General features: G+C 43.5%; 22 protein-coding genes. 7 read left to right on the top strand and 15 right to left on the bottom strand.

The features are described from left to right. The 5 genes from AC5JM2_RS22490 to AC5JM2_RS22470 form a co-directional block, all read right to left on the bottom strand. On the bottom strand, nucleotides 1-976 hold a 976-nt coding region (locus AC5JM2_RS22490), incomplete at its 3' end, for a DUF4388 domain-containing protein (protein ID WP_495837044.1). A gap of 360 nt (nucleotides 977-1,336) precedes the next feature. Next, entirely contained in the window at nucleotides 1,337-1,711 is a 375-nt protein-coding gene (locus AC5JM2_RS22485; protein WP_495837043.1) for a roadblock/LC7 domain-containing protein, read from the bottom strand. A gap of 294 nt (nucleotides 1,712-2,005) precedes the next feature. After that, the gene (locus AC5JM2_RS22480) at nucleotides 2,006-2,497 is read right to left on the bottom strand and encodes a hypothetical protein (RefSeq protein ID WP_495837042.1); all 492 of its coding nucleotides are present in this window, start codon (nucleotides 2,495-2,497) and stop codon (nucleotides 2,006-2,008) included. Between the two features lie 656 nt (nucleotides 2,498-3,153). Further along, nucleotides 3,154-3,702: a GTP-binding protein gene (locus tag AC5JM2_RS22475; RefSeq protein WP_495837041.1), complete on the bottom strand. Its 549-nt coding sequence runs from the start codon at nucleotides 3,700-3,702 to the stop codon at nucleotides 3,154-3,156. A gap of 365 nt (nucleotides 3,703-4,067) precedes the next feature. Then, nucleotides 4,068-5,897, bottom strand: coding sequence for an ArnT family glycosyltransferase (locus tag AC5JM2_RS22470; protein WP_495837087.1), 1,830 nt, complete (start codon nucleotides 5,895-5,897; stop codon nucleotides 4,068-4,070). Between the two features lie 141 nt (nucleotides 5,898-6,038). Between AC5JM2_RS22470 and AC5JM2_RS22465 the strand changes: the two genes are divergently transcribed. The 3 genes from AC5JM2_RS22465 to AC5JM2_RS22455 all read left to right on the top strand — a co-directional run bounded on the left by AC5JM2_RS22465 (nucleotide 6,039) and on the right by AC5JM2_RS22455 (nucleotide 8,273). Then, on the top strand, nucleotides 6,039-6,686 hold the full coding sequence (locus AC5JM2_RS22465; protein WP_495837040.1) for a class I SAM-dependent methyltransferase: 648 nt from the start codon (nucleotides 6,039-6,041) through the stop codon (nucleotides 6,684-6,686). A 100-nt stretch (nucleotides 6,687-6,786) separates the two neighbouring features. Then, a complete protein-coding gene (locus tag AC5JM2_RS22460) occupies nucleotides 6,787-7,317 on the top strand; it encodes a hypothetical protein (RefSeq protein WP_495837039.1) in 531 nt (176 codons plus the stop codon). A 68-nt stretch (nucleotides 7,318-7,385) separates the two neighbouring features. Beyond that, the gene (locus AC5JM2_RS22455; protein ID WP_495837038.1) at nucleotides 7,386-8,273 is read left to right on the top strand and encodes a hypothetical protein; all 888 of its coding nucleotides are present in this window, start codon (nucleotides 7,386-7,388) and stop codon (nucleotides 8,271-8,273) included. Nucleotides 8,274-8,859: 586 nt separating this feature from the next. On the opposite strand, the gene AC5JM2_RS22450 is transcribed toward AC5JM2_RS22455, so the two are convergent. The 3 genes from AC5JM2_RS22450 to AC5JM2_RS22440 all read right to left on the bottom strand — a co-directional run bounded on the left by AC5JM2_RS22450 (nucleotide 8,860) and on the right by AC5JM2_RS22440 (nucleotide 11,017). Further along, on the bottom strand, nucleotides 8,860-9,525 hold the full coding sequence (locus AC5JM2_RS22450; RefSeq protein WP_495837037.1) for a MotA/TolQ/ExbB proton channel family protein: 666 nt from the start codon (nucleotides 9,523-9,525) through the stop codon (nucleotides 8,860-8,862). A 256-nt stretch (nucleotides 9,526-9,781) separates the two neighbouring features. Continuing rightward, nucleotides 9,782-10,666, bottom strand: coding sequence for an NAD(P)-dependent oxidoreductase (locus AC5JM2_RS22445; RefSeq protein WP_495837036.1), 885 nt, complete (start codon nucleotides 10,664-10,666; stop codon nucleotides 9,782-9,784). Between the two features lie 90 nt (nucleotides 10,667-10,756). After that, nucleotides 10,757-11,017, bottom strand: coding sequence for a hypothetical protein (locus AC5JM2_RS22440; RefSeq protein WP_495837035.1), 261 nt, complete (start codon nucleotides 11,015-11,017; stop codon nucleotides 10,757-10,759). Between the two features lie 107 nt (nucleotides 11,018-11,124). Between AC5JM2_RS22440 and AC5JM2_RS22435 the strand changes: the two genes are divergently transcribed. Further along, nucleotides 11,125-12,408 carry an AAA family ATPase gene (locus AC5JM2_RS22435; RefSeq protein WP_495837034.1) on the top strand — a complete coding sequence of 428 codons (1,284 nt, stop codon included), beginning with the start codon at nucleotides 11,125-11,127 and terminating at the stop codon, nucleotides 12,406-12,408. After that, nucleotides 12,401-13,009 carry an RloB family protein gene (locus AC5JM2_RS22430; protein ID WP_495837033.1) on the top strand — a complete coding sequence of 203 codons (609 nt, stop codon included), beginning with the start codon at nucleotides 12,401-12,403 and terminating at the stop codon, nucleotides 13,007-13,009. Before AC5JM2_RS22435 ends, AC5JM2_RS22430 begins: the two co-directional genes overlap by 8 nt. Nucleotides 13,010-13,136: 127 nt before the next feature. Here AC5JM2_RS22430 and AC5JM2_RS22425 read toward each other — a convergent pair whose 3' ends face one another. From AC5JM2_RS22425 to AC5JM2_RS22410, 4 genes are all read right to left on the bottom strand, one after another. Further along, on the bottom strand, nucleotides 13,137-13,775 hold the full coding sequence (locus tag AC5JM2_RS22425; RefSeq protein ID WP_495837032.1) for a nucleotidyltransferase family protein: 639 nt from the start codon (nucleotides 13,773-13,775) through the stop codon (nucleotides 13,137-13,139). A gap of 105 nt (nucleotides 13,776-13,880) precedes the next feature. Further along, nucleotides 13,881-15,044, bottom strand: a complete 1,164-nt coding sequence (locus tag AC5JM2_RS22420) for an XdhC family protein (protein ID WP_495837031.1) — start codon at nucleotides 15,042-15,044, stop codon at nucleotides 13,881-13,883. A gap of 130 nt (nucleotides 15,045-15,174) precedes the next feature. Continuing rightward, complete coding sequence (locus AC5JM2_RS22415; RefSeq protein WP_495837030.1) at nucleotides 15,175-15,771, bottom strand: HAD family hydrolase; 597 nt, start codon at nucleotides 15,769-15,771, stop codon at nucleotides 15,175-15,177. Nucleotides 15,772-15,802: 31 nt separating this feature from the next. Further along, a complete protein-coding gene (locus AC5JM2_RS22410) occupies nucleotides 15,803-15,904 on the bottom strand; it encodes a hypothetical protein (RefSeq protein ID WP_495837086.1) in 102 nt (33 codons plus the stop codon). On the opposite strand from AC5JM2_RS22410, the gene AC5JM2_RS22405 reads away from it, so the two are divergent. Further along, entirely contained in the window at nucleotides 15,864-16,151 is a 288-nt protein-coding gene (locus tag AC5JM2_RS22405) for a hypothetical protein (protein WP_495837093.1), read from the top strand. The genes AC5JM2_RS22410 and AC5JM2_RS22405 overlap by 41 nt on opposite strands. Continuing rightward, nucleotides 16,151-16,681, top strand: a complete 531-nt coding sequence (locus AC5JM2_RS22400; protein ID WP_495837029.1) for a LysR family substrate-binding domain-containing protein — start codon at nucleotides 16,151-16,153, stop codon at nucleotides 16,679-16,681. Before AC5JM2_RS22405 ends, AC5JM2_RS22400 begins: the two co-directional genes overlap by 1 nt. Nucleotides 16,682-16,794: 113 nt before the next feature. On the opposite strand, the gene AC5JM2_RS22395 is transcribed toward AC5JM2_RS22400, so the two are convergent. The 3 genes from AC5JM2_RS22395 to AC5JM2_RS22385 are packed head-to-tail and all read right to left on the bottom strand — an operon-like array spanning nucleotide 16,795 to nucleotide 20,592. Then, nucleotides 16,795-18,999, bottom strand: a complete 2,205-nt coding sequence (locus tag AC5JM2_RS22395) for a xanthine dehydrogenase family protein molybdopterin-binding subunit (RefSeq protein WP_495837028.1) — start codon at nucleotides 18,997-18,999, stop codon at nucleotides 16,795-16,797. Continuing rightward, nucleotides 18,996-19,979 (bottom strand): FAD binding domain-containing protein, encoded by a 984-nt coding sequence (locus tag AC5JM2_RS22390; RefSeq protein WP_495837027.1) that lies wholly within the window; start codon nucleotides 19,977-19,979, stop codon nucleotides 18,996-18,998. The genes AC5JM2_RS22395 and AC5JM2_RS22390 overlap by 4 nt, the downstream gene beginning before the upstream one ends. Then, complete coding sequence (locus tag AC5JM2_RS22385) at nucleotides 19,966-20,592, bottom strand: (2Fe-2S)-binding protein (RefSeq protein ID WP_495837026.1); 627 nt, start codon at nucleotides 20,590-20,592, stop codon at nucleotides 19,966-19,968. The genes AC5JM2_RS22390 and AC5JM2_RS22385 overlap by 14 nt, the downstream gene beginning before the upstream one ends.

The following is a 20,592-nucleotide window of genomic DNA, read 5'->3' as shown; positions in this document are numbered from 1 at the left end:
CTACAGGAGTCGTTTGTGCTACTATGTCATTTAACGGCTGCGTGTTGTCAATTTGGCTGGAAGAGTCTACTACTGACTCTGGTAAATTTTTTGCTACAGGAGTCGTTTGTGCTACTATGTCATTTAACGGCTGCGTGTTGTCAATTTGACTGGAAGAGTCCACAGTTGACTCTAGTAAATTTTCTGCTACAGAAGTCGTTTGTGTGACTTCGTTCTTTGAAGCACTAGTTAGGAAAACTTCTTCTACTAGATCACTTATTAGGAGTCGAAAGGCAATCTGCTGCACTTTTTCTACAGCAAGCCCAAGTTGATTGGCTATTTCCCCCAAGGAAATAGTGCCATTCGCCAACTGCCAAACTTGCAATTCCAGAGAGTCTAACTGTAATGTCGGCTGAGTCATATTCTTATTTGACAGGATTAAACCTAACTCAGGCAATTGTTGGGCTAATACACTCCAATCTTGCAGCGATAAGCCGGAGGCTTGACGCTTCGCGTATCGCAAACCGATAAGTATTGCCTCAGTTGCTTGTATACTCATGCCTGTCATCTCTGAGTCGGGTAAATCAGCTCCGGCGTCAAATTCAAACTGACCATCCTTGAGTTCAAACAAGGCAGACACTTGCTCTAGAACTTGAAGACGAAATAGTAGTTTCAGTTGTTCCGCTTGCAGTAGTCCTTGGAACTTGAGGCATAAACCTATCGGCGTGTTAGCCCGACAGATCTGAGCCATTCTTAAAGCAACGTCCTCGCTTACCCAACCCCGTTGAGCGATCATTGAAAGCAAGCCTTTTTCATCTAGACGATCAGCAGCAGCGACAATCCGACCTTGATACAACCAGATGTAATAAACAGGCTTAAAACTAGTCAAATCAGCCTCTAAGGTACGAATTGTCAGTAATCCTGTGTTATTTGCTTGGTCTAGCAATTGAAAGATTCTTGGCAAGGAAAATTCTGCTAAATTACCAGTAAATATCATATTAGTTTTACTTAGTAGTCTGATAGACTACCAGGCGCAGATGTAAATATTAGATCTAGTACCTTTGTTAAAAATTTTTTCAGCGCATGAAATAAATAAGCTAGGTCTTGTTGATGAAGTCAGACCTAGCTAGCTTTTTACCCCGCCTTTCATCTCCATCCCCGTTGACGGATGGGAATTTCCTGCGGCTTTGGTTAAAGTTTTATAGGTCACAAAGCACATGTGACTTTCATAGGCAGCTAGGCGTTATGACCGACTTGATTATACATCCAAACCTCTGCTATTTTCGGCAGATGTCCGCCGAAGTAGCAAAATTTTAGTTGGCAGTTTCTAGCCGCTTGGTGAACTTTCAAGGCAGAATTAGTACATCATAGTCTTCCTCAATTCTGTAAGAACACGCTTGATTTCTAGCAAAAGCAATCCCTGTTTGGCACTATCACTTGCTAAAACTAGTAGTACAGCGTCCTCGCCGCAGCCATTGAGAATTCCAAAACCCTTGTCACCTTCAACATAAATCCGCTCTATATTGCCTCTGCTTAACTCACTCCCAATGCGCTCACCAAGAGATATCATAGCCGCAGCCATTGCTGATACCCGTTCTTCGTCCATCCCGCCTGGTAAGCTTGACGACAAAGTTAGACCATCTGGAGAAACAAGCACTGCACCTTGGACATCACTTGTTGCAGTGACAAAATTTTGCAGAATGCTGCTAAGTTTTGCTATGTTAATTGCCATGCTACACTCCTCTTTTAGTTTGATTTGCTAATCTGTGGATAATGTTTGGTTGCTAATTCAGTTTTCTATTTGACTACCCTGCATTACAGGATTTTGTCCACCCTAAAGAAAACCGCTGTAATAAACTTGCAGGCAAATTCTATGTCTGTCAACAGAATTTGGGTAAGAGGATGACTGCATTTGCTGTATATGATAATCCTCTAAATGTATGCGGTGAGTTCAAAAACATCGAAGCTACCGCCTCAAAGTCTCAATTCAATCTCTGTAACCCGCAAGCGTTGACTGAGGTTGATTTCAAAGAGGCGTGAACTCGAACTCTGTTTGAAAATTTATTTGATCGGCAACAGGAATTTGTCGAGCTTGGTGGCGTTTTTGCATAATCTGATCGATAAAGCCACCGAGTATACCTAGGGTAAATGGGCATAAACGGATGGAACCTGAATTCTCACCAGACATTTCAACTGGCTCGCTCACCTTTACCCTAATAAAGTTTTCTTGTTGAGATACTTCTTTGATAAGACAGAGTCGTGTTCCTTCGACACCTAAACTTGTGTTTAGGCGGTTCAGTATAGTTGGAAGATCTTTTGATTCCATCGATGCCCCAAGTGTTGTGGCAATTTTCTTACCGTAAGTACGACCCGCAGCACCAATGATGACTGCTGCAGCTTTGGAACCTAAGTTATCTTCTATGCCATCCAGCAAAGCTTTATAGTCCATCACATTGACGAAATCTCCTAGCTGTGGTCTGAGAGTATTGGAAGTTGTCATCATACGGTTATCGCTCATAGAGAAAGAAACATTTGTACAAAATTTGTAGATAGATGCTTTCGTTTATCGACATGCCATAAAATACCTGTGCTTTGCGGGCTATTTATTAACCCAACCGCAGAGCTAGTCTCTACGATGGAAACTCCTCTGCATGTCTAGCGCTCAACAAACACTCGTTTGGCATCTTGCTTACGGGTTTGTGTTTAGATCGCTGCTTTCAAAGAACGTCTAACACTCAAACTCCATTTAGCTCCAAAGATTTTATGCCTATCTGCATACCTTCAGGAGGTATTGGTCAGTTGGTTATTTGCTGCCTGATATCTTTGTTTAAAATAACATTAAAAATGAGATATATTCAGGATAATTACGGAATTTTTTTGATGCTCGGTTGAGAATGCCACCTTACAGCAGTTTTCGGGTAAATAGACCACACTCTCCGGGACGCAATGCCTTGTACCCCTATAAAAAATAGTGGTTCAAATAGATGAAAACCGCTGTAAGGTACAACCCATACAATAGACTTCGTGACAGTTGTCGGGGAAAAGTTTAAGGGGGAAGGTGGGGTCCCCTCTGGGGATAAGGGGCAGGGGAAAGGGAAAATAAAACCCTTTAACCTTTAACATGCACCGCTTTACCCAACAATGCGCAAAAGTGACTTTTGCGCAAAGCGCCAGCTATCCAGTGGTATTGTGGTAGTAATTGGCAAATTCTTCGACGAGTGCAATCAAAGCTTGTTTGACCGAAGTGGACTCGGTAGCATTGACTGTAATTATTGGTGGTCGAGTTTTCTCATCATCCAGTCCCAAGGCGATCGCCACATCTTGGGCTTCCCATGCATCTGGGCAATCAGTATGAGTCAACCCAATCAGATAGGGAATTTGTACCCGTTGATTCATAAAGTTGAGTTGCTTGCGACCATAACGGAAATGCTGCGGACGGTGAGCTGCTACTAGCAAAATGTAAGCGTGGGCTTTTGCAATCAATATCTCCCACATATAATCAAATCTGCTTTGTCCTGGTGTGCCATACAGGTGTAGTGATTGATTCGATCCTATAGTCAGCCGCCCAAAATCCAAAGCGACTGTGGTCGTTTTCTTGAGTAGTCCAACTTCATCTGTCGCTTTTTTTTCAGTGTCTACCACCTCTATTTCACTGATTGTGCGAATCAAGGTCGTCTTCCCCGCACCCATACCTCCCGTCACTACTATACGTAGTATTTCCATTTATATCCTGCTGCTCCACACAACTTATACAATGCTGAACATTAATGTTTACTTGTTCCCAAAGTCGTTCGGCGACTTTGCCCCAAATCTCCAATTTAAGGAAGCCTGTTGTTGAAACAACATGCTTGGCAGTATATGGACGATAAGCCAGCTTGCTTTAGCTTGTGCGTATCGCGCCTTGAGGAAAAACTACCATCAGCTAGCTTCCACTTCTGCGACTCGAAAGCGTTCAAGTGGCAGATGTGGTTGGTCTAGCGTAAGATTTTGTATTCCTGAACTAGTATGCAGCACCATATTACCCAGCACTTTATTTTTTATCTTACTTAGCTTTTACTTAAATAAAGTTTACAAAACGCAACTAAAATTCAAAATTGATTGGTAACTTCTATTAAACTGACATCTTGCACAGTACCGAGAACTCGATAACGCTGAGATAAATTAGCCATCTGTTTGTCAGAAACCCAAGCATAGCTTAAGGCTGGAAGTTGCGAAACTTGCTGTACTCGCTTGCCGTGATGAGGAGTATAAAATTTGAGTAATACGTCAGATTTGCCTCGTATGTCTACAAAATTAATAGCAGATGAGTCTAAAACTTGAGCGATCGCAGGCTGTTGAATCAAAGCTTTGACATCAGGATTGTAGTTGCCGATCAATCCACTACAACTAGCAGCAGCCAAAGATATCCAGATAGGAACTAACCAACTCGCTAACCAGTAACCAGAAGTCAGAAACTTTTTACCCAATTGGTAACGACCAATCCACACTAAAGGTAATATTAACCAACTGGCTCCTGATACCAATGCCACGATCGCGTACTTATGGACTTGTGCATCACCCCAAACAAAAGCAACCATTCCCACAACTAACAGCAAAACACCGAACATACCAAAGCCATAACTCAGATTGCGAAGAAGCGAAGAGGAGGGAACTGGGGATGAGGGAGTGTTGCAGTGTGGCAGTGTGGCAGTGAGACAGCGCTGCAGGAGGGGAGCCACTCCGTTGCGGGGGTTCCCCCCGTTGTAGGACCTGGCGTTTTCCCTCCGTAGGCGACTGCGAACCCGAAGGGTGTACAAGTGTGGGAAAATATCCTTTCCTCTCTCCCTCTCTCCTTCTCTTCTTCCTTTCCTCCCTGCTTCTTTGCCTCCCTCCCTCCTCATCCCTGCACTCAGCCAATTTAACCCTACAGCAGCAAGCAAAGCGATGAATGGATACAGCAAAAGACTGTAGTGGGATAAACGAGTGGAAAAAAGACTTAGTTCAGCAAATAAAGTGAGGGGATAACCAACCAATACTAGTTGATAGCGAGGAATAGGACGACGAATGGTCAAAAATAAGCCTAAAAGACAGAACAAAACCCAAGGGAACCCTTTTACGGCTATATCCCAGAAATAAAACCCTAACCCATTGTGTATGCGTTCATTAGATCCTAATTTGAGAACAAAGTTAATTAATTGTCCAAAACTACCATTACCGTATCGCAACCAACTCAGCCATAGCCAGGTAAACGTGGGAATTAACCCTACCACAAACCCGAAATACAACATCGGGTTTGCAAGATGACGATGACGGCGATGCTCCCATATGAGATAAGGTAACAAAGCTATGATTGGGACAAAAATCATAAAACTTCTGACTAAAAAGCCCAAGCCAAAACTAAAACCAGCTACAAAGCACCAAGCCAAGCGATATTTTGGGTGTAATTCAGCTTTTAATAAAGACCAAATCGCTAAAAGAACTAGGAAAATCACAGGCACATCTGGTGTGCCTAAACGACTGTATTGCAGCCAGAGAAATTCTACACTCAAAATTGCAGCCGCAAGCCAAGCAAGTTTTTTCCCAATCAGGATTTTGCCTATTTCATACAGAAGTAGTATACTCAGCACACCAGCAATCATACTTGGCAAGCGCACACTCGCTTCACTAATGCCAAACAATGTGTAACAACTGGCAATTAACCAATAGAAACCAGGAGTTTTATGGTGGGGAGTTGTCCAAGGATGTATCCAATCACCAGTCTCTATCATCAGGCGCGATCGCCAAGCGTAAAGCCCTTCATCATGTGCCATCAAGCTACTCTGCCCACAACCAAACAGTAATAAGGGGAGTACCCAAATTAACAATGAGATGTGGGGAAAAGCACGTAAAATGTCGATGGTGATCTTGGTTGGACGAAGAAATTGCAGTTTATATAACATTGAATTGTGCATAGCCAAATTCTTCTTTTGGGTCATGAATATTTTTGTGTCTATTTTTAGAATACGTATGGTGGTATATCAATTGTTTCCACCAAATGCAATCAAAATTGACAAAATTTTGGATAAACTTGAAAAATATTTATGCCGCTTAAACCAGAGGAACGCACTAAGCAAGACAGTACAGACGACAAGTTATTCTATGAACATCCGCGCTTCGTCACTCATGTGGACGATAAGTTTATCCAACAGCTAACGGATTTATATCGCGTTCGCCTCAAACCCAACACCCGTATCTTAGACATGATGAGCAGTTGGGTATCGCATCTGCCAGAAGATATACCTTTTGCCCATGTTGAAGGACACGGACTCAACGCAGAGGAACTTGCACGGAACCCTCAGTTAAATCATTACTTTGTCCAAAATCTCAACGAAAATCCTCAACTACCTCTGGAAGACCAAAGTTTTGATGCCGTTCTCAACTGCGTTTCAGTACAGTATTTACAGTATCCAGAAGCAGTCTTTTCAGAAATTCACCGCATCCTGAAACCTGGTGGTGTGGCAATTTTCAGCTTTTCCAATCGGATGTTTTTTCAAAAAGCGATTCAAGCATGGCGAGAGGGTACAGAAGCCAGTAGAGTGGAATTGGTAAAAAGCTATTTCTCTGCAGTTCCAGGACTTACACCTGCAGAAGTAATTGCTCGTCAGTCATCCCTTCCTAATTTCTTACAGTGGATGGGTGTCCCAGGAGGAGATCCGTTTTATGCTGTTATTGCTTACCGTAGTCCTTAGTCATCGGTATTCGCTCAATTAAAAAGTAAATTTTCCAGGTATTAGCCAAAACAAGCGTTGATATATTTTCTGGAAAGTCAATTAAAAGGAGGAGTCCAAGATGTTTTTGCCCCGTGCCCGAAGAATTTTCGCAGCTTTATTGTTATGTTTGTTACTGTTTACAACAGCCTGCGCGCCAAAGACTCCTGGACGTTTTGACCAGGCACAGCAGGAAAGCACCCGACAAAAAAGCAATCAGGCGATCGCGAAAGATTCAACCCAAGGTAGCGAATTTAACAAATTTTTTCCAAGTCCTGGAGCTGGCTACCAGCGCGTCTACACCCAAGAGAAGAAAGGCTTTGCTGAAGCGAAGTTGAAAAAAGGCGGCAAAGACGTGGCTGTACTTTCTGTTAATGATACACAAGGAGTCAAAGGTGCTACAAACCCAGCGGCAAAATTCGTGAACAGCCCAAAGAAAATAGCCGGATATCCAGCTGTTAGTCAGGGGAGTACTGGCACTGCTATTTTAGTTGGCAATCGCTATCAAGTGAAAGTGCAATCTCGCGACGCGTCGTTTACAGAGGCTGAACGCGAAGCTTGGATACAGAAATTTAACTTAGGTGGTTTGGCGCAACTTGCTAAAAGCAAATAGCTACAAAGCAATTAGCAATTTGACAACTGAAATCCTGAGTAACCAGAAAATAATTTAGGAGTCTATTTGTGAGTAAATCAATTTTTGAGTTGGTTGATGAATTACCAACCAATAACTTAACGATTTCGGCATTGCGATCGCTCGATTTTGTCGCTCCTGGTGAGTGGCAAAATGTAGTTGGCTTTGTCAACACGATCAAAACTGTCACTGGTGAAGACGACGAAGAGCTGATTCAACAAATTGGTGATCGAGCGGTTTATCTCTACAACGATCGCTCTCAAGGATACCAACGAGCTATGTGGCTTTATCAAAGCGTTGACAAAACAGATAAAGCACTTGGTGCAGCGGCTTTGGCAAACAAAGTGGGTGAGAAAATTCCCCTTTTGGGTTTTTTAAACCGAGTCACTCCCAAAGCTGATAAAGCACAAACCATAGATTTGTGCTTGAAATTAGTTGCTGAGTTAGTAGCCTTCTGCCAAATTAACGGTATTCCCGGAGACAGTATTGGGGATTTTGTCGGCTCTTTGGGTGAATACAGCGGTGAGTCGTTCATCCGGATGGCTGCATTAGTTTGCTTTGATGGTTTGATACCCTTAGGTCCAGATTTCATCAATAGCGCACTATCTAGAATTAATCAGACTAGTCCTCAAGAGTTAGATGAAAACTCGACCTTTCAGAATATTAAAAACGAAATTCCAGGTAATAATTCCAGCAGCAAACTGAACTTTATTGGCGAAAGCTTCAACTCAGTCAGTGGTTGGATGAGTGATCTAGTTGCTTCCAAGAATTTAACCCCACAAAAGGTCGCTAGCAACTTGCAAAATGTTGTCGATTTTGCTGATGATAAGCTAGACTACCTCGCTGCGTTCCTGGATGTATCGACGAATTACTACGAACATACAGGTACACAAACATTAGCACGTCGATTGATTGAGCGAGCTTCGGCTGAAATTTAACTGATGAACTCACACGCGTGAATAACTCAGAACCCAGAACTTAGTAGTCAGTTTGGAAATTCAAGTTCACTGATTCAAGGTTTAGTTCTGGGTTTTGGGTTAGAGTTTGCTGGCGTATCTGAAAAAGTTTAGAGTTATACCAAGTTGCAATAAATTACTACAACAGAACGCAATTTGCTACTATACCATGTCCGCCTAATTAGTTATATATTCTGTTAGGACTTACGCAAAAACTCTTTTAAACCCTCTTAACTTCGTGCTCTTTGCGTCCTTTGCGGTTTATTTTTTGATAATTTTGCGTAAGTCCTGTCTGTGGATCAGTGCCAAAACCTGAAAACTCTTTCTCCGGTGCTCCCTACCCCCTGCTCCCGAAGAGCCTTAATGATAAGTCTTTAACCGGACACGATATTACATCACTACGAATAAGTGGGCGGAAATAAATAAACGTAATCATGTGCGCAGGGAATACAGCGGAGCGAAGTGAAGCAATCGCAAGGGTTTAGGATTGTCTGCGGCTGGTGGTCTAAAACGCTTGAACACTCTTCTAGCGTGTAAAGACACACGCTGCAACCACACGACTAACTGTTCACTGTTCATTATTAGCCTGAGTGTCTGTTTGAGTAGAAGGTTCATGCCAGCATTGCAGATAAATGAGTTCTAGGTCATTGCCAACTTGAGAAAAAAAATCCATTTGCCGGACTCGCAAATAAAGAAAGATTCGGATAAAGATAAAGGCAAAAACTGTAATAGCTATTGCAGTTGTAGACGTAATTAGTGCTTGAGCAAGACCAGGTGTCACTTTAGAGAAATCAGTAAGATTAAAAGAGCTAGTTTTAAGGTTAGTGAAAGTGGTGACTAAACCCTCAGCAGTTCCTAAGATACCTAGCAAGGGGGCGATCGCCGCCACGCTTTTCAGGAGTAAATCACCCTTACGCATTTCTACAAATTCTTTATCACAAGCGGCTTTGATTGCCAAATGAAAGGTCTCAGGAGAGGGTTTTTTGAGTCTAAGAGGTTCCACTAAAAACCTGCCAATGGCTATAGTCTGAGAACTTTCTGCAATTTTTTCGGCTTTTTTCAAATCTACCTTTGCTGTTGTTAAAACCTCACGCACGACCTGTTTTTCTTGAGTCGCTAGCCTCAACCAGAACCAACTGCGTTCCAAGATGCATACTGAAGTGACTATAAATAAGCCCAACAAAGGCCACATAACAAGACCGCCTGCTTGGAAGATGTCGTATGCTTGGGTCATATTTTCATCAGGTAAACGTTTCTTGGTAAAAATTAATGCATATCTTGGTTAGAATATCCGAATTTCTTATTTTTGTTAATAGTCAAAACATGAAAAGTGGCGATTGATTTCAATACCGTTTCACGAAGCACTTCATACAAATAATTTGTTTCTAATTATTCCCCCCTGCTAAGAGCCCCCTTTTACCCCTATCCCCAAAGGGGACCGGTGAGTCCCCCTGCCCGCTACATGGTTTCGTCACAATGATTTGTAATTATCATTCAACAGTCACTGCTGCTTCTAATTCCAGCGCTTTAATCAGGGCAGACGCATTTTCTTCTCCCCATCCTTGATTAACCGCTGCTTTGATAGTTTCTCTGACAATTGCGGCAGCTGGCGTGGGAGAATTCAAATCTTGGGCAAATCGAGCAATCAAATTCGCATCTTTGAGCATGTGTTTTAATGCAAAACTTGGCGTAAAATCGCGCTCCACCAGCATCTTGCCGATACCGTCAAAAATCGGAGAGCGAAAATCCACCACATGCAACACATCGAGAACGTCTTTTGGATTCAGTCCGGCTTTAGTCGCCAGAACCATTGCTTCTCCTAACGCTTGGATTTGAGTTGCCACAATCGAGTTACCGATGAGTTTCATCGATGCCCCTTTGCCAGTGTCGCCGAGGTAATGTATCGTTTGGCTTAACGGCTCTAAAATTGGTTTGACTTGCTCAAATACGTCACGCTTGCCACCAACAACAATCCACAATCCCCCGGCTGCGGATTCGTTTTTACTGCCGAAAACCGGAGCATCAAGAAATTCAACTTGCTTTTCGGCATAGGCTGCGGCTTGTCGGCGGGAGGTGTCAGGATGAACTGTACTCATGTCGATCGCAATTTGTGAAGATCGCACATTCGATAAAATGCCATCTTGCCCAAAGACAACTTCTTCAACTGCGTTGTCATTCGCAAGGCAGTACATAATCGCCTCAGCATTTTCAACGGCTTTTGCAGGTGTTTGAGCTTGTGTTGCACCTTGTTCAACCAGAGGTTTACAGGATTCTGGGTTGCGATTCCAAACCGTGACATCATAACCCGCTTTCAGCAAGTTCGTTGCCATGCCACTGCCCATGATGCCGAGTCCTAAATATGCAATGCGTTTCATGATGGTGTCTTAGTTGAAAAAAGTTTCTAACGATACTTATGGCACAGACGAAGCGTATCAAACTCAACGTGTTTGTACCCTCCCTTCACATCATCGAAACTTTGAGGATAAAATCATCTTCCAATCGATAGACTCAGCAGCAATCAAGACCAGCGTAGCAGTGAATCCTCTGGCTTTTTGTGAAAATGCATCGAGTAAAGTGACACAAGATTTGATTTTGAGGGGATGTGCGTAACTCACACCTGCGACATTGCGATCGCTATTTCGGGGTTGCAGTTTATGAGAGATGCCATCGCCCCCAGAGGCGCGCTTTGCACCATCACACTTGAGTTGAATAGTACATGTGTACATTTAAAAACAATCTTATACTTTAGCATCTTCAACCAATAGTTGCTACTCTTAAGGCAGGAAATTACGATTTATTCACAGATTTCCCTCTTAAGCCTAAACTTCATGCTATGCTCATCGAATTTAGTGTCGGCAACTACAGATCGTTTAAAGAGCAAGTCACCTTTAGTATGGTAGCAGCTAACCTTGTCGCACAAGACAAAAAGCTTGATGAAAACAATGTTTTTGAAGTAGATAATGATTTAAAACTACTTAAAAGCGGGGCAATATATGGCGCAAATGCTAGTGGTAAAAGTAACCTGGCTAAAGCTTTAAGTTTCATGAAATGGTTCATGGTTAATTCTTCTAAAGAGACTCAAAGCACGGAAAAAATAGGTGTTGAGCGATTTCAACTTAGCACTGAAACCGAAGCCAAACCATCTTTTTTTGAAATAGTATTTTTAATGAATGACAAGAAATATAGATACGGATTCGAGGCAACTCGTGACAAAGTTGTCTCTGAATGGTTATTTTATGTTTCTAAATCAAGAAAAACTAGACTTTTTGAGCGCAAATTAGACGATATTAGTGTTTCTAAAACATATAAAGCTGATGGTATTCAGGAGAGAACAAGACATAATGCTCTCTTCTTGTCTGTATCTGCTCAATTTAATGTCAAAATTGCAGAAAAAATCTTAGATTGGCTGACAAACAGTATCAATGTTGTCTCTGGTTTAGATGATATAGGTAAAGGATACACAGTTAGTTGTTTAATAAATAACGAAAAGAAAGATGAAATTCTTCAGTTGCTCAAAAAATTAGATTTGGGATTTGGCGATATCAAGGTAGAACAAGTTGAGGTTACTGTTGATTCTTTGCCTAGTGAACTGCCTAATGAAATAAAAAACTTCATTCTAAAAAATGGGGAAATAAAAGCAACATCAATTCAAACCCTGCACCCAAAATTTGATAGTAAAGAAAATATTATATCTACAGAACTGTTTGATTTAGAGGCTCAAGAGTCTGAAGGAACTCAAAAAGTCTTTGCTTTAGCAGGACCTCTTGTTGACACACTAAAAAATGGTAAAGTTATAATCATTGATGAATTTGATGCTAGAATTCATCCTTTTATCAGCCGTGCCATTGTTGAATTATTTAATTCCAATGAAACAAATCCAAGTAATGCTCAATTAATCTTCATGACTCACGATACCAATTTACTTAGCAATCAGCTTTTTCGTAGGGATCAGATTTGGTTTACTGAAAAAAATAGATATGGTGCAACAGACTTGTACTCTTTAGCAGAATACAATGTACCTGATGATGTGTCATTTAAGAGTGATTATATTAAAGGTAGATATGGCGCAATTCCATATATCGGAAATTTGAATGATCTAATTGACTCTGATGTCTAGAAGAAATGTAAACTCTCGTGGATATCACGAACGAAAAGTTAATACTAGGGAAATCAGGCAGAGATACTTGATCGTATGTGAAGGAGAGAAAACCGAACCTAATTACTTTAGGAGTTTTCGTGTTCCCAAGAAGGTTGCTGAGATACACGTGCAGGGTAGGGGAGAGAATCCAAGCAAATTAGTTGAAAGCGCAAAGGAACTGAAGAAGCAAGATGATTACGATCAGGTCTGGTGTGTTTTTGATCGTGATTCTTGGACTGTAGAAGATTTTAAGAACGCCATTAATAACGCTGAAGTTCAAGGATTTAAAGTAGCTTATTCTAATGAAGCGTTTGAACTATGGTATGTCCTACATTTTGAATTTCTCCATACTGGTATTCCTCGAAATGATTATAAGAAGAAGTTAACTTCTTTACTGAGACAACCATATAAGAAAAATAGCGATACGATTTATGATGAGCTATTTGAGAAGCAATATATTGCTATTCAAAATGCTGAAAAACTTCTGAAACAATACGAACCTCACAATCCAGAGAAAGACAATCCATCAACAACAGTGCATCTATTAGTGCAGGAACTCAACAAGTTTATTCACAAATAGATTCTCCGCTCCTAGCAATTGGCGCTAAAAAGCTAGTTAATATCCCTTAACAAGTTCACGCACCCCTGCAAATACTAAAATATCAAATCGTTTTGCCTGTTTGTGCCGCCTCGTAAATTAACTTAAATCAAATCGAATTGCTATTGAGCGATAGCAATTGTTCATAATCTTTTGGTGTGTCAATATCAATCTCTCCCTGTGCAAAAGGAAGAGAAAATACTTGTGTCAGGTTATTGTTAATAACTTTTTTGGCTCCTGAAGTTCCTTGTAATTCAGCAAGCTCGGAAAAAAATCTTTTACTAAACACAGCAGGTACGCCTAATGTTCCTGCATATTCGCAAGCAATAATAGGTTTTTTTGTTGAATAATATGCATCAACAAGTTGATTAATAATTTGGGGTGAAAGAAATGGTTGATCGCAAACTAAAATAACTACTGCTTCAAATTTTTGTGAAAGATTATGCAAAAATTGAATTCCGCTATTGATGGAAGTGCTCATTCCACAAGCCCAATCTAAGTTCTCAACGATGCTCACAGGAAAGTGATTGATTTGAGGGCGAATCTGTTCTGAGTATGCTCCAAGTACTAGTACCACAGGTTTACAAACCGAAGCGATCGCAATTTCTGTAATGTATTGCACCAAACTCCGTTTTTGGTAGAGCAATAGCTGTTTCGGTGTACCCATGCGAGTAGATGCACCCGCAGCAAGAATCATAATGGCTATAGTTGATTTTTCAGTTTCTATTTGCTCAGTCGTAGAGTCCATAAATGAAAATCATGTCAGCAAGTAGCAGATGAGATTCTAGGAGTTAGCAAGGGGTTAAGGGAGAAAGGCGAAGGAAAAAAATACAAACCCTTTAACCTTTGACCTTTACCCGACTTTTACAATAAGTTTATTAAAGTTACTTTCGTCGTATTGGTGAATTGGTTGATTGCGATTTCTTAAAAAACCACCATTATGATTTTTGAGTACTGCTTGAATTTCTGCAATGATAGCGATCGCAATTTCTGCTGGTGTTTCTGCACCGACATCAATTCCTACAGGACTGTGCAATCTTTCTAATTGTTCAGTGGTACAAACTATTCCTTGTGCGTGTAAATCTTGCAGCAATTTTTCTGTACGGTGCTTTGGCCCTAAAACGCCAATGTAGCGTGCAGAAGATGGTAGCAATGTTTTCAAAATTTCCAAATCATCAAGGTAATTATGCGTCATGACCACAGCTACGGTGTCAGTATCTATAAATACCTGTTTTTCTAGAATTTCTCTGCGGCTAAGAATCACCTCACAAGCCATTGGAAATCGCGCTCTAGTTGCCTCGTTAGCGCGACAATCAACTATAGTAACTTGCCAACCCAATGCTTGAGCAAATTGTGCTAAGGGTACAGCGTCATGACCTGCACCAAATATCACTAGGGGTGTTGGTGGTTGGATGACTTCAATGAAAACTTCTGCACTGCCAAAAGGTAACAGATAGTTGTTCACGCTGGACTTTTGATTAACAAGGGCTGCTTGGGCATCTGCAATCAAACATTTTTGAAAATTTGCATCTTCAATGTCAGTGATCATTTTACCGTTTGGATACAGCAGTAAGCGTGAGCCTAGTTTTAGATCAACTGCACCTTCTAAAGCAAAAACTGTCGCTATAATACCGAGATGTTTGTTATTTAGGCACTCTTGGATAAAAGCGATCGCATTCGGTGTGCTTTCGTTTTCTAGGCGTTCGATGAGAACTTGCACTACACCGTTGCATCCCAAACCAAAGCCCCAGAGAATATCTTCAGAGGCGGTGTTATCGTAAGTAACAACAATCGGTTTACCGTCTGCCATGCGTTGGCGGGTATGCTCGAATACATCGTTTTCCAAACAACCAGCGCTAATTGTTCCCACTATCTCACCTGTACCTGTCATTAACATTTTGGCACCAGGTCGGCGGTAGGTTGAACCTTGAGTTTTAACTACAGTCGCCAGGAAACTAATATCACCACTTTTTTGACTTGACTCGAAGGCTGTTAAAATTGCTTGTAATTCGTTCATTTGATTGCTTTTTCTTTTAATACAGTAGCGTCTGCTAGTAACCTTTGCAACTTCACCAGCGGCTTTTGGCAGTCTTCTGCGCTGATGCTGTTATGCTGCTCAACTTGGAACTGCCCATACTTTCTCAGATTTAGGCTTGCCAGAGAACACGTACATCAATAGAACGCATTCCGGCACGGTGAGCAGCTTCTAAACCCCCGTCGCTATCTTCGTAAACAATACAATCTTGTGGAGCAACCCCTAATCTTTCAGACGCAAGCAGGAAAATGTCCGGTTCGGGTTTCCCTTTTTCTACATCATCAATACTCACAACAATATCAAAAAAGTCACGTAGCTTAATATTATTGAGCGTTGCTTCAAGCACAACTCTCTCTCCACCTGAAGCAACAGCCATTGGAATTTTTCCGTAGTAATCACGAACAATTTCTGCAACAGCCTGAACTTCCTTGACTGTATTGATTAGTGATTCGTATTGACGTTGTCTGTGTGCAATTACTGATTCTGAATGAAACTGGTAGCCAAACAGGTCTTTAAGGATTTGAAGCATCTCCTCTGCGGACGTACCACAATATTTGTAATACCAATCTCTAGAAATATTGGCTCCAACTGCTTGCAACGATGCAGACCATGTTTGAAAGTGAACAGGCAAAGTATCTGCTAGAGTGCCATCGCAATCGAAAATCAATGCTTTGTAAGGTGGAATTGGTGCAATTGAGGATGGAGCCATGATTCAATCTAAAGGATACGCTATAAAAACACTATTTCTGCCAGGGTGGACCTGTTTGGGGATTGATATCGGTGTGGTTAATCAAGCGGAGAGTGAGTGGATCGATATTCAAGGCGATCGCTAATTCGTCCATTGCTGATTCTAGCGCAAACATTCCCGATGCTTCGGGGAAAGAAGCGATTGCCTGCGGCAGAGCTACGCTTAACGCCCCTTACCCATATCCTTTTTTCAACTATGCTGCCACCAATAATCTCGATTGTTTCCCGAAAGACCATCTCGAAGTACAAGCTCAGTCCTTAAAACGCAACATCCGCAGCAATCTCCTGCCAGCGAGTAGCCAAATTCTCCGCAGTAGAAACCTCAACAGCGGCAAGGTTTAATGGATAATCCACCGATCGAGCGCCGTGTTAGGCTGTGTGGCCAGACGATGGAAGCGGACAGACTTCCTGCCATCATCGAGCAAGGTTTGAGTGTGGAGTGCCTTTTGCCAGAATCATTGGTCTTGGCGTTGCCAGAAACCCATCCGTTGTCTGCCCAGACTCAAGTGTCGCTCTCCACATTGGCAGATGAATTATTTATCCTATTTCCTGCCAAAATGGGACCCATCTTTTACGAGCAGATTATTAACATTTGTCAACAAGCTGGATTTCGTCCGAAAGTAGCTCAAGAGGCAGTTCAGATGCAAACTATCATCGGCTTGGTGGCAGCAGGACTGGGCATTGCTTTCGTTCCCGCCTCCTTGCAAAATTTCCACAGAAGCGGAGTCATTTACAGACCTTTACAAGAGCAGACAGCTAAGACCGGACTTTATCTTGCTTGGCGGCAGCATAATCCCTCAGGAGTAATAAGAGCATTTCTCAGCTTGGCACGGAAGACGACGCAATGGGAGTCAAATCGTGATGATACGTGAGCAGTTAGAGATCAATTACCTCACCTAATTATCTCATTTGAGTCAGGACGCAATGGTTGGTATGAAGCGTGCGATCGCTTGGGGCGGGCGCTTTGCGCCATCGCATTTTCTATCTACAAAAGCTTGTCTAGTGTAATTGGCAAATCGCGGATGCGCTTGCCTGTTGCGTGGTAAACTGCGTTGGCGATCGCCGCCGCAACTCCGGTAATGCCAATTTCACCAACTCCCTTGACTCCAAGCGGGTTGATGTGTGGATCGCGCTCATCGACAAACAACACATCAATTTCAGGAATGTCTGCATTTACTGGCACGTGATACTCAGCTAAATCAGCGTTGACAACGCGTCCTCGGTTAGGATCTGTTACTGTGTGTTCCATCAGCGCCATGCCGATGCCGTAGACAATCCCACCGATGAGCTGACTGTTGGCTGTTTTAGCATTAAGCAAGCGTCCAACGCCAAAGGCTCCCACCCAGCGCGTTACTCGCACTTCACCCGAATCAGGGTTAACCCGCACTTCTGCAAACTGTGAGCCAAACGAATGCATGGAATACTTCTCTTTTTCCTCTCCAGGCTTGGCATCTGCACGTGCTTCAATCATTTTCAATCCATGCCGTGTTAGGATTGCTTCATAAGTTTCAGCTTTGGACGATTTATTCTTCACTAAAAGCTGTCCATCCTGAGCAATTATATCTTGCTCATTTAATCCATAAAGCGGCGATTTTTGATCGGCAAGTGCCAATTGCATAAGCTTAGCACGGGCTTGATTTCCTGCTAAATGCACAGCCGAGCCTACACTAGCGGCGGTTTGTGAGCCACCGGAAACGGGGGTTTCTGGCAAATTCGTATCCCCCAGCTCGATGCGGATTTTCTCAACTGGTATACCGAGCGCTTCAGCCGCAACCTGAGTCATTACGGTATAAGTTCCCGTGCCAATATCGTGGGATCCAGTCCGGATAACGGCTGTACCATCTGCCATAATTTGAGCGATCGCCGATGCTGAAGAACGGTTGGTGGGGTATGTAGCCGTAGCCATCCCCCAACCGATCAAATAATTGGCATCTCGCATCGAACGGGGCTTGGGATTGCGCTTTTGCCAGCCAAATCGCTCTGCTGCTACTTTGTAACACTCTCTAAGTGACTTGCTCGACCAAGGCAGATTTTTACTGGGATCGACTTCAGCATAGTTACGCAGACGCAACTCGATTGGATCGATCTTCAGCGCATAAGCCAGTTCGTCCATTGCCGATTCTAAGGCGAACGAGCCTGAAGCTTCGCCAGGGGCACGCATGAAAGTTGGTGTACCCTGATCAAGCTGAACCAGACGGTGGCTGGTTTCGATATTCGGGCAAGCGTACATCATGCGTGCGCTTTTACCAACCGGTTCAATAAATTCATCGAATGTTGAAGTCTGCGAAGTACCAGTGTGTCGCAGTGCGGTTAATTTTCCGTCACGGGTTGCGCCCAAAGAAACCTGTTGAATTGTCTCCGGTCGGAAGCCAACAGGTCCATACATCTGTATCCGTCCCAACACCAGTTTAACCGGGCGCTTAACCTGCCGTGCCGCCATTGCCGCTAAAGGCACGTGCGACCAAGCCGATCCTTTGCAGCCAAAGCCACCGCCGATATAGTAAGACATAACGCGGACATTCGCTGGCTCAATCCCCAATACCCCCGCAACTTTTTCTTGAACCTGAAAAATCCCCTGAGTTGCGTCATACAGCAGCAATTGATCGCCTTGCCAAACTGCTGTTGTCGCATGAGGCTCCATTGGATTGTGATTTTCTACCGGGGTGGTATAAGTTTGCTCAATGCGGACAGCAGCACTTGTTAATCCCTGAGTGACATTTCCAACAGATGAATCGGGCGGCATTCTATTGCTCTTTGGAACGTATCCTTTATTGAGGTTCTCCCTCATATTCAGCGTCGGCTTCTCTTCCTCATAGCGAACTTGCACCAGCGAGGCAGCGTGCATAGCCCGTTCAAAGGTATCCGCAACCACGATACCGATGTGCTGACCACCATAAAGTACAATGTTATCTTGCAGCACTTGCAGCTTGCGACCGCCTCCTTTGTCTCCAAACGCCTTGGGTGCATTGAGGTGAGTGATTACTGCCAGCACACCCGGTAACCGCTCCGCTGCTTTTGTATCAATTTGGGTGATTTTACCTTTAGCGATCGTGCTTTGAATCGTCACGCCATAGGCAATTTTTGCCACCGGAAATTCAGCCGCATAGCGTGCGCCACCAGTCACTTTCAGATGTCCATCAACTCTGTTTAACGGTTTGCCGACAACTTTGTTTGTATCTGCTGTATTCATGCCATCCCTCCCACCGTCGCCAGCGCCTTGACAATTGTGCGTTTTGCCAGTTCGATTTTAAATGCGTTGTATTTTTGCGGTTTCGCCCCCCGGATAGCAGCCTCAGCCGCTGCCTGAAACGCTGCCTGGTTTGGTTGCTTGTTTACGAGCGCTTTTTCAGCTTCATAGGCACGCCAGGGCTTTGTTCCTACCCCACCCAGGGCAATCCGTGCGGCGCGAATGATCCCATTTTGAATATCTAATGCAGCCGCAACCGATGTCATTGCAAAGGCATAAGAGGCGCGATCGCGTACTTTCAAATAGTGCGATCGCCTAGCAAACGGTGAAGCAGGCAAGTCAACAGCAACAATTAACTCTCCGTGTTGCAGAACTGTTTCCCGTTCGGGTGTATTGCCTGGTACGAGATGAAAATCGACCAAGGGAATACTGCGCTCTCCCTTAGGTCCGCGTGTTTGCACAACCGCATCGAGTGCCACCATTGCCACAGCCATGTCCGATGGATGAGTGGCAATGCAGCGATCGCTTCCGCCGAGAATCGCGTGAACCCGGTTATAGCCCTCAATTGCCGGACACCCTGAACCCGGAACGCGCTTATTGCAAGGCATTGAAGTGTCGCGGAAGTAGTAGCACCGAGTACGTTGTAGCAAATTCCCGCCCACACTTGCCATGTTCCGCAGTTGCGGCGATGCCCCAGACAGCAACGCTTCTGACAGCACAGGGTAACGCTCGCGAATCATTGCATCATAAGCAACCTGGCTATTGCGTGCCATTGCTCCAATCCGTACACCGTTGTTGTGCATTTCTATCTTGCTTAGGGGGAGTGGGTTAATGTCAACCAACTCTGTTGGTGTCTGTACATTCAGCTTCATCAAATCGATCAGGCTGGTACCACCGGCAAGGTACGAGGCTTGGGCATCTGAACCGACCAACGTAACGGCATTGTCCGCTTGTCCTGCTTTCTTATAGCTAAACGGCTGCATCTTTTTTTCCCCCTAAGACATCGCGGACAGCATTTACGATATTTGGATAAGCACCGCAACGGCAGATATTACCGCTCATCAATTCCCGAATGTCAGCATCAGATTTAGCGTGTTTTTCGTTCACCAAACCTACCGCCGAACAAATCTGTCCCGGTGTGCAGTAGCCGCACTGAAAAGCATCGCGGGCAATAAACGCGGCTTGCATCGGGTGCAGATTGTCTCCTTTTGCCAGTCCTTCAATGGTTGTGATTGAAGCGTCAGTGTGCATGATGGCAAATGTCAGGCAGGAATTAATGCGTTGCCCGTCCACCAGAACTGTACAAGCACCGCACTGACCGTGATCACAGCCCTTTTTCGAGCCTGTCAGATTCAGACGCTCACGCAGCACATCAAGTAGTGTCACACGAGGTTCGATTTTTAGCGCGTGTTCTGTTCCATTTACACGCAGTTTAACATCAACAACACTACTGGGATCGGGGGATATCGCTGATGGAGGACGAGACTGAGGCTTTGATTGAGCCAGGGTCTTCCCTTTAAGACTCTCCACCATAGTTCCCAATGTGGTTGCGATCGCAAGCTGACCGAACAATCGGCGTTTTAACCTCAGCCTCAT

Source organism: Brasilonema angustatum (assembly GCF_059505445.1).
The sequence above is the reverse complement of the archived record's forward strand: the minus strand, read 5'-3'. Positions and strand labels throughout refer to the sequence as shown.

What these genes read in the sequence shown, in the direction of transcription:
- AC5JM2_RS22485 (WP_495837043.1), bottom strand. Translation starts at nt 1,711, where the DNA reads ATGGCAATTAACATAGCAAAACTTAGCAGCATTCTGCAAAATTTTGTC.
- AC5JM2_RS22480 (WP_495837042.1), bottom strand. Translation starts at nt 2,497, where the DNA reads ATGAGCGATAACCGTATGATGACAACTTCCAATACTCTCAGACCACAG.
- AC5JM2_RS22475 (WP_495837041.1), bottom strand. Translation starts at nt 3,702, where the DNA reads ATGGAAATACTACGTATAGTAGTGACGGGAGGTATGGGTGCGGGGAAG.
- AC5JM2_RS22470 (WP_495837087.1), bottom strand. Translation starts at nt 5,897, where the DNA reads ATGTTATATAAACTGCAATTTCTTCGTCCAACCAAGATCACCATCGAC.
- AC5JM2_RS22465 (WP_495837040.1), top strand. Translation starts at nt 6,039, where the DNA reads ATGCCGCTTAAACCAGAGGAACGCACTAAGCAAGACAGTACAGACGAC.
- AC5JM2_RS22460 (WP_495837039.1), top strand. Translation starts at nt 6,787, where the DNA reads ATGTTTTTGCCCCGTGCCCGAAGAATTTTCGCAGCTTTATTGTTATGT.
- AC5JM2_RS22450 (WP_495837037.1), bottom strand. Translation starts at nt 9,525, where the DNA reads ATGACCCAAGCATACGACATCTTCCAAGCAGGCGGTCTTGTTATGTGG.
- AC5JM2_RS22445 (WP_495837036.1), bottom strand. Translation starts at nt 10,666, where the DNA reads ATGAAACGCATTGCATATTTAGGACTCGGCATCATGGGCAGTGGCATG.
- AC5JM2_RS22440 (WP_495837035.1), bottom strand. Translation starts at nt 11,017, where the DNA reads ATGTACACATGTACTATTCAACTCAAGTGTGATGGTGCAAAGCGCGCC.
- AC5JM2_RS22435 (WP_495837034.1), top strand. Translation starts at nt 11,125, where the DNA reads ATGCTCATCGAATTTAGTGTCGGCAACTACAGATCGTTTAAAGAGCAA.
- AC5JM2_RS22430 (WP_495837033.1), top strand. Translation starts at nt 12,401, where the DNA reads ATGTCTAGAAGAAATGTAAACTCTCGTGGATATCACGAACGAAAAGTT.
- AC5JM2_RS22425 (WP_495837032.1), bottom strand. Translation starts at nt 13,775, where the DNA reads ATGGACTCTACGACTGAGCAAATAGAAACTGAAAAATCAACTATAGCC.
- AC5JM2_RS22420 (WP_495837031.1), bottom strand. Translation starts at nt 15,044, where the DNA reads ATGAACGAATTACAAGCAATTTTAACAGCCTTCGAGTCAAGTCAAAAA.
- AC5JM2_RS22415 (WP_495837030.1), bottom strand. Translation starts at nt 15,771, where the DNA reads ATGGCTCCATCCTCAATTGCACCAATTCCACCTTACAAAGCATTGATT.
- AC5JM2_RS22410 (WP_495837086.1), bottom strand. Translation starts at nt 15,904, where the DNA reads ATGGACGAATTAGCGATCGCCTTGAATATCGATCCACTCACTCTCCGC.
- AC5JM2_RS22400 (WP_495837029.1), top strand. Translation starts at nt 16,151, where the DNA reads ATGGATAATCCACCGATCGAGCGCCGTGTTAGGCTGTGTGGCCAGACG.
- AC5JM2_RS22395 (WP_495837028.1), bottom strand. Translation starts at nt 18,999, where the DNA reads ATGAATACAGCAGATACAAACAAAGTTGTCGGCAAACCGTTAAACAGA.
- AC5JM2_RS22390 (WP_495837027.1), bottom strand. Translation starts at nt 19,979, where the DNA reads ATGCAGCCGTTTAGCTATAAGAAAGCAGGACAAGCGGACAATGCCGTT.
- AC5JM2_RS22385 (WP_495837026.1), bottom strand. Translation starts at nt 20,592, where the DNA reads ATGAGGCTGAGGTTAAAACGCCGATTGTTCGGTCAGCTTGCGATCGCA.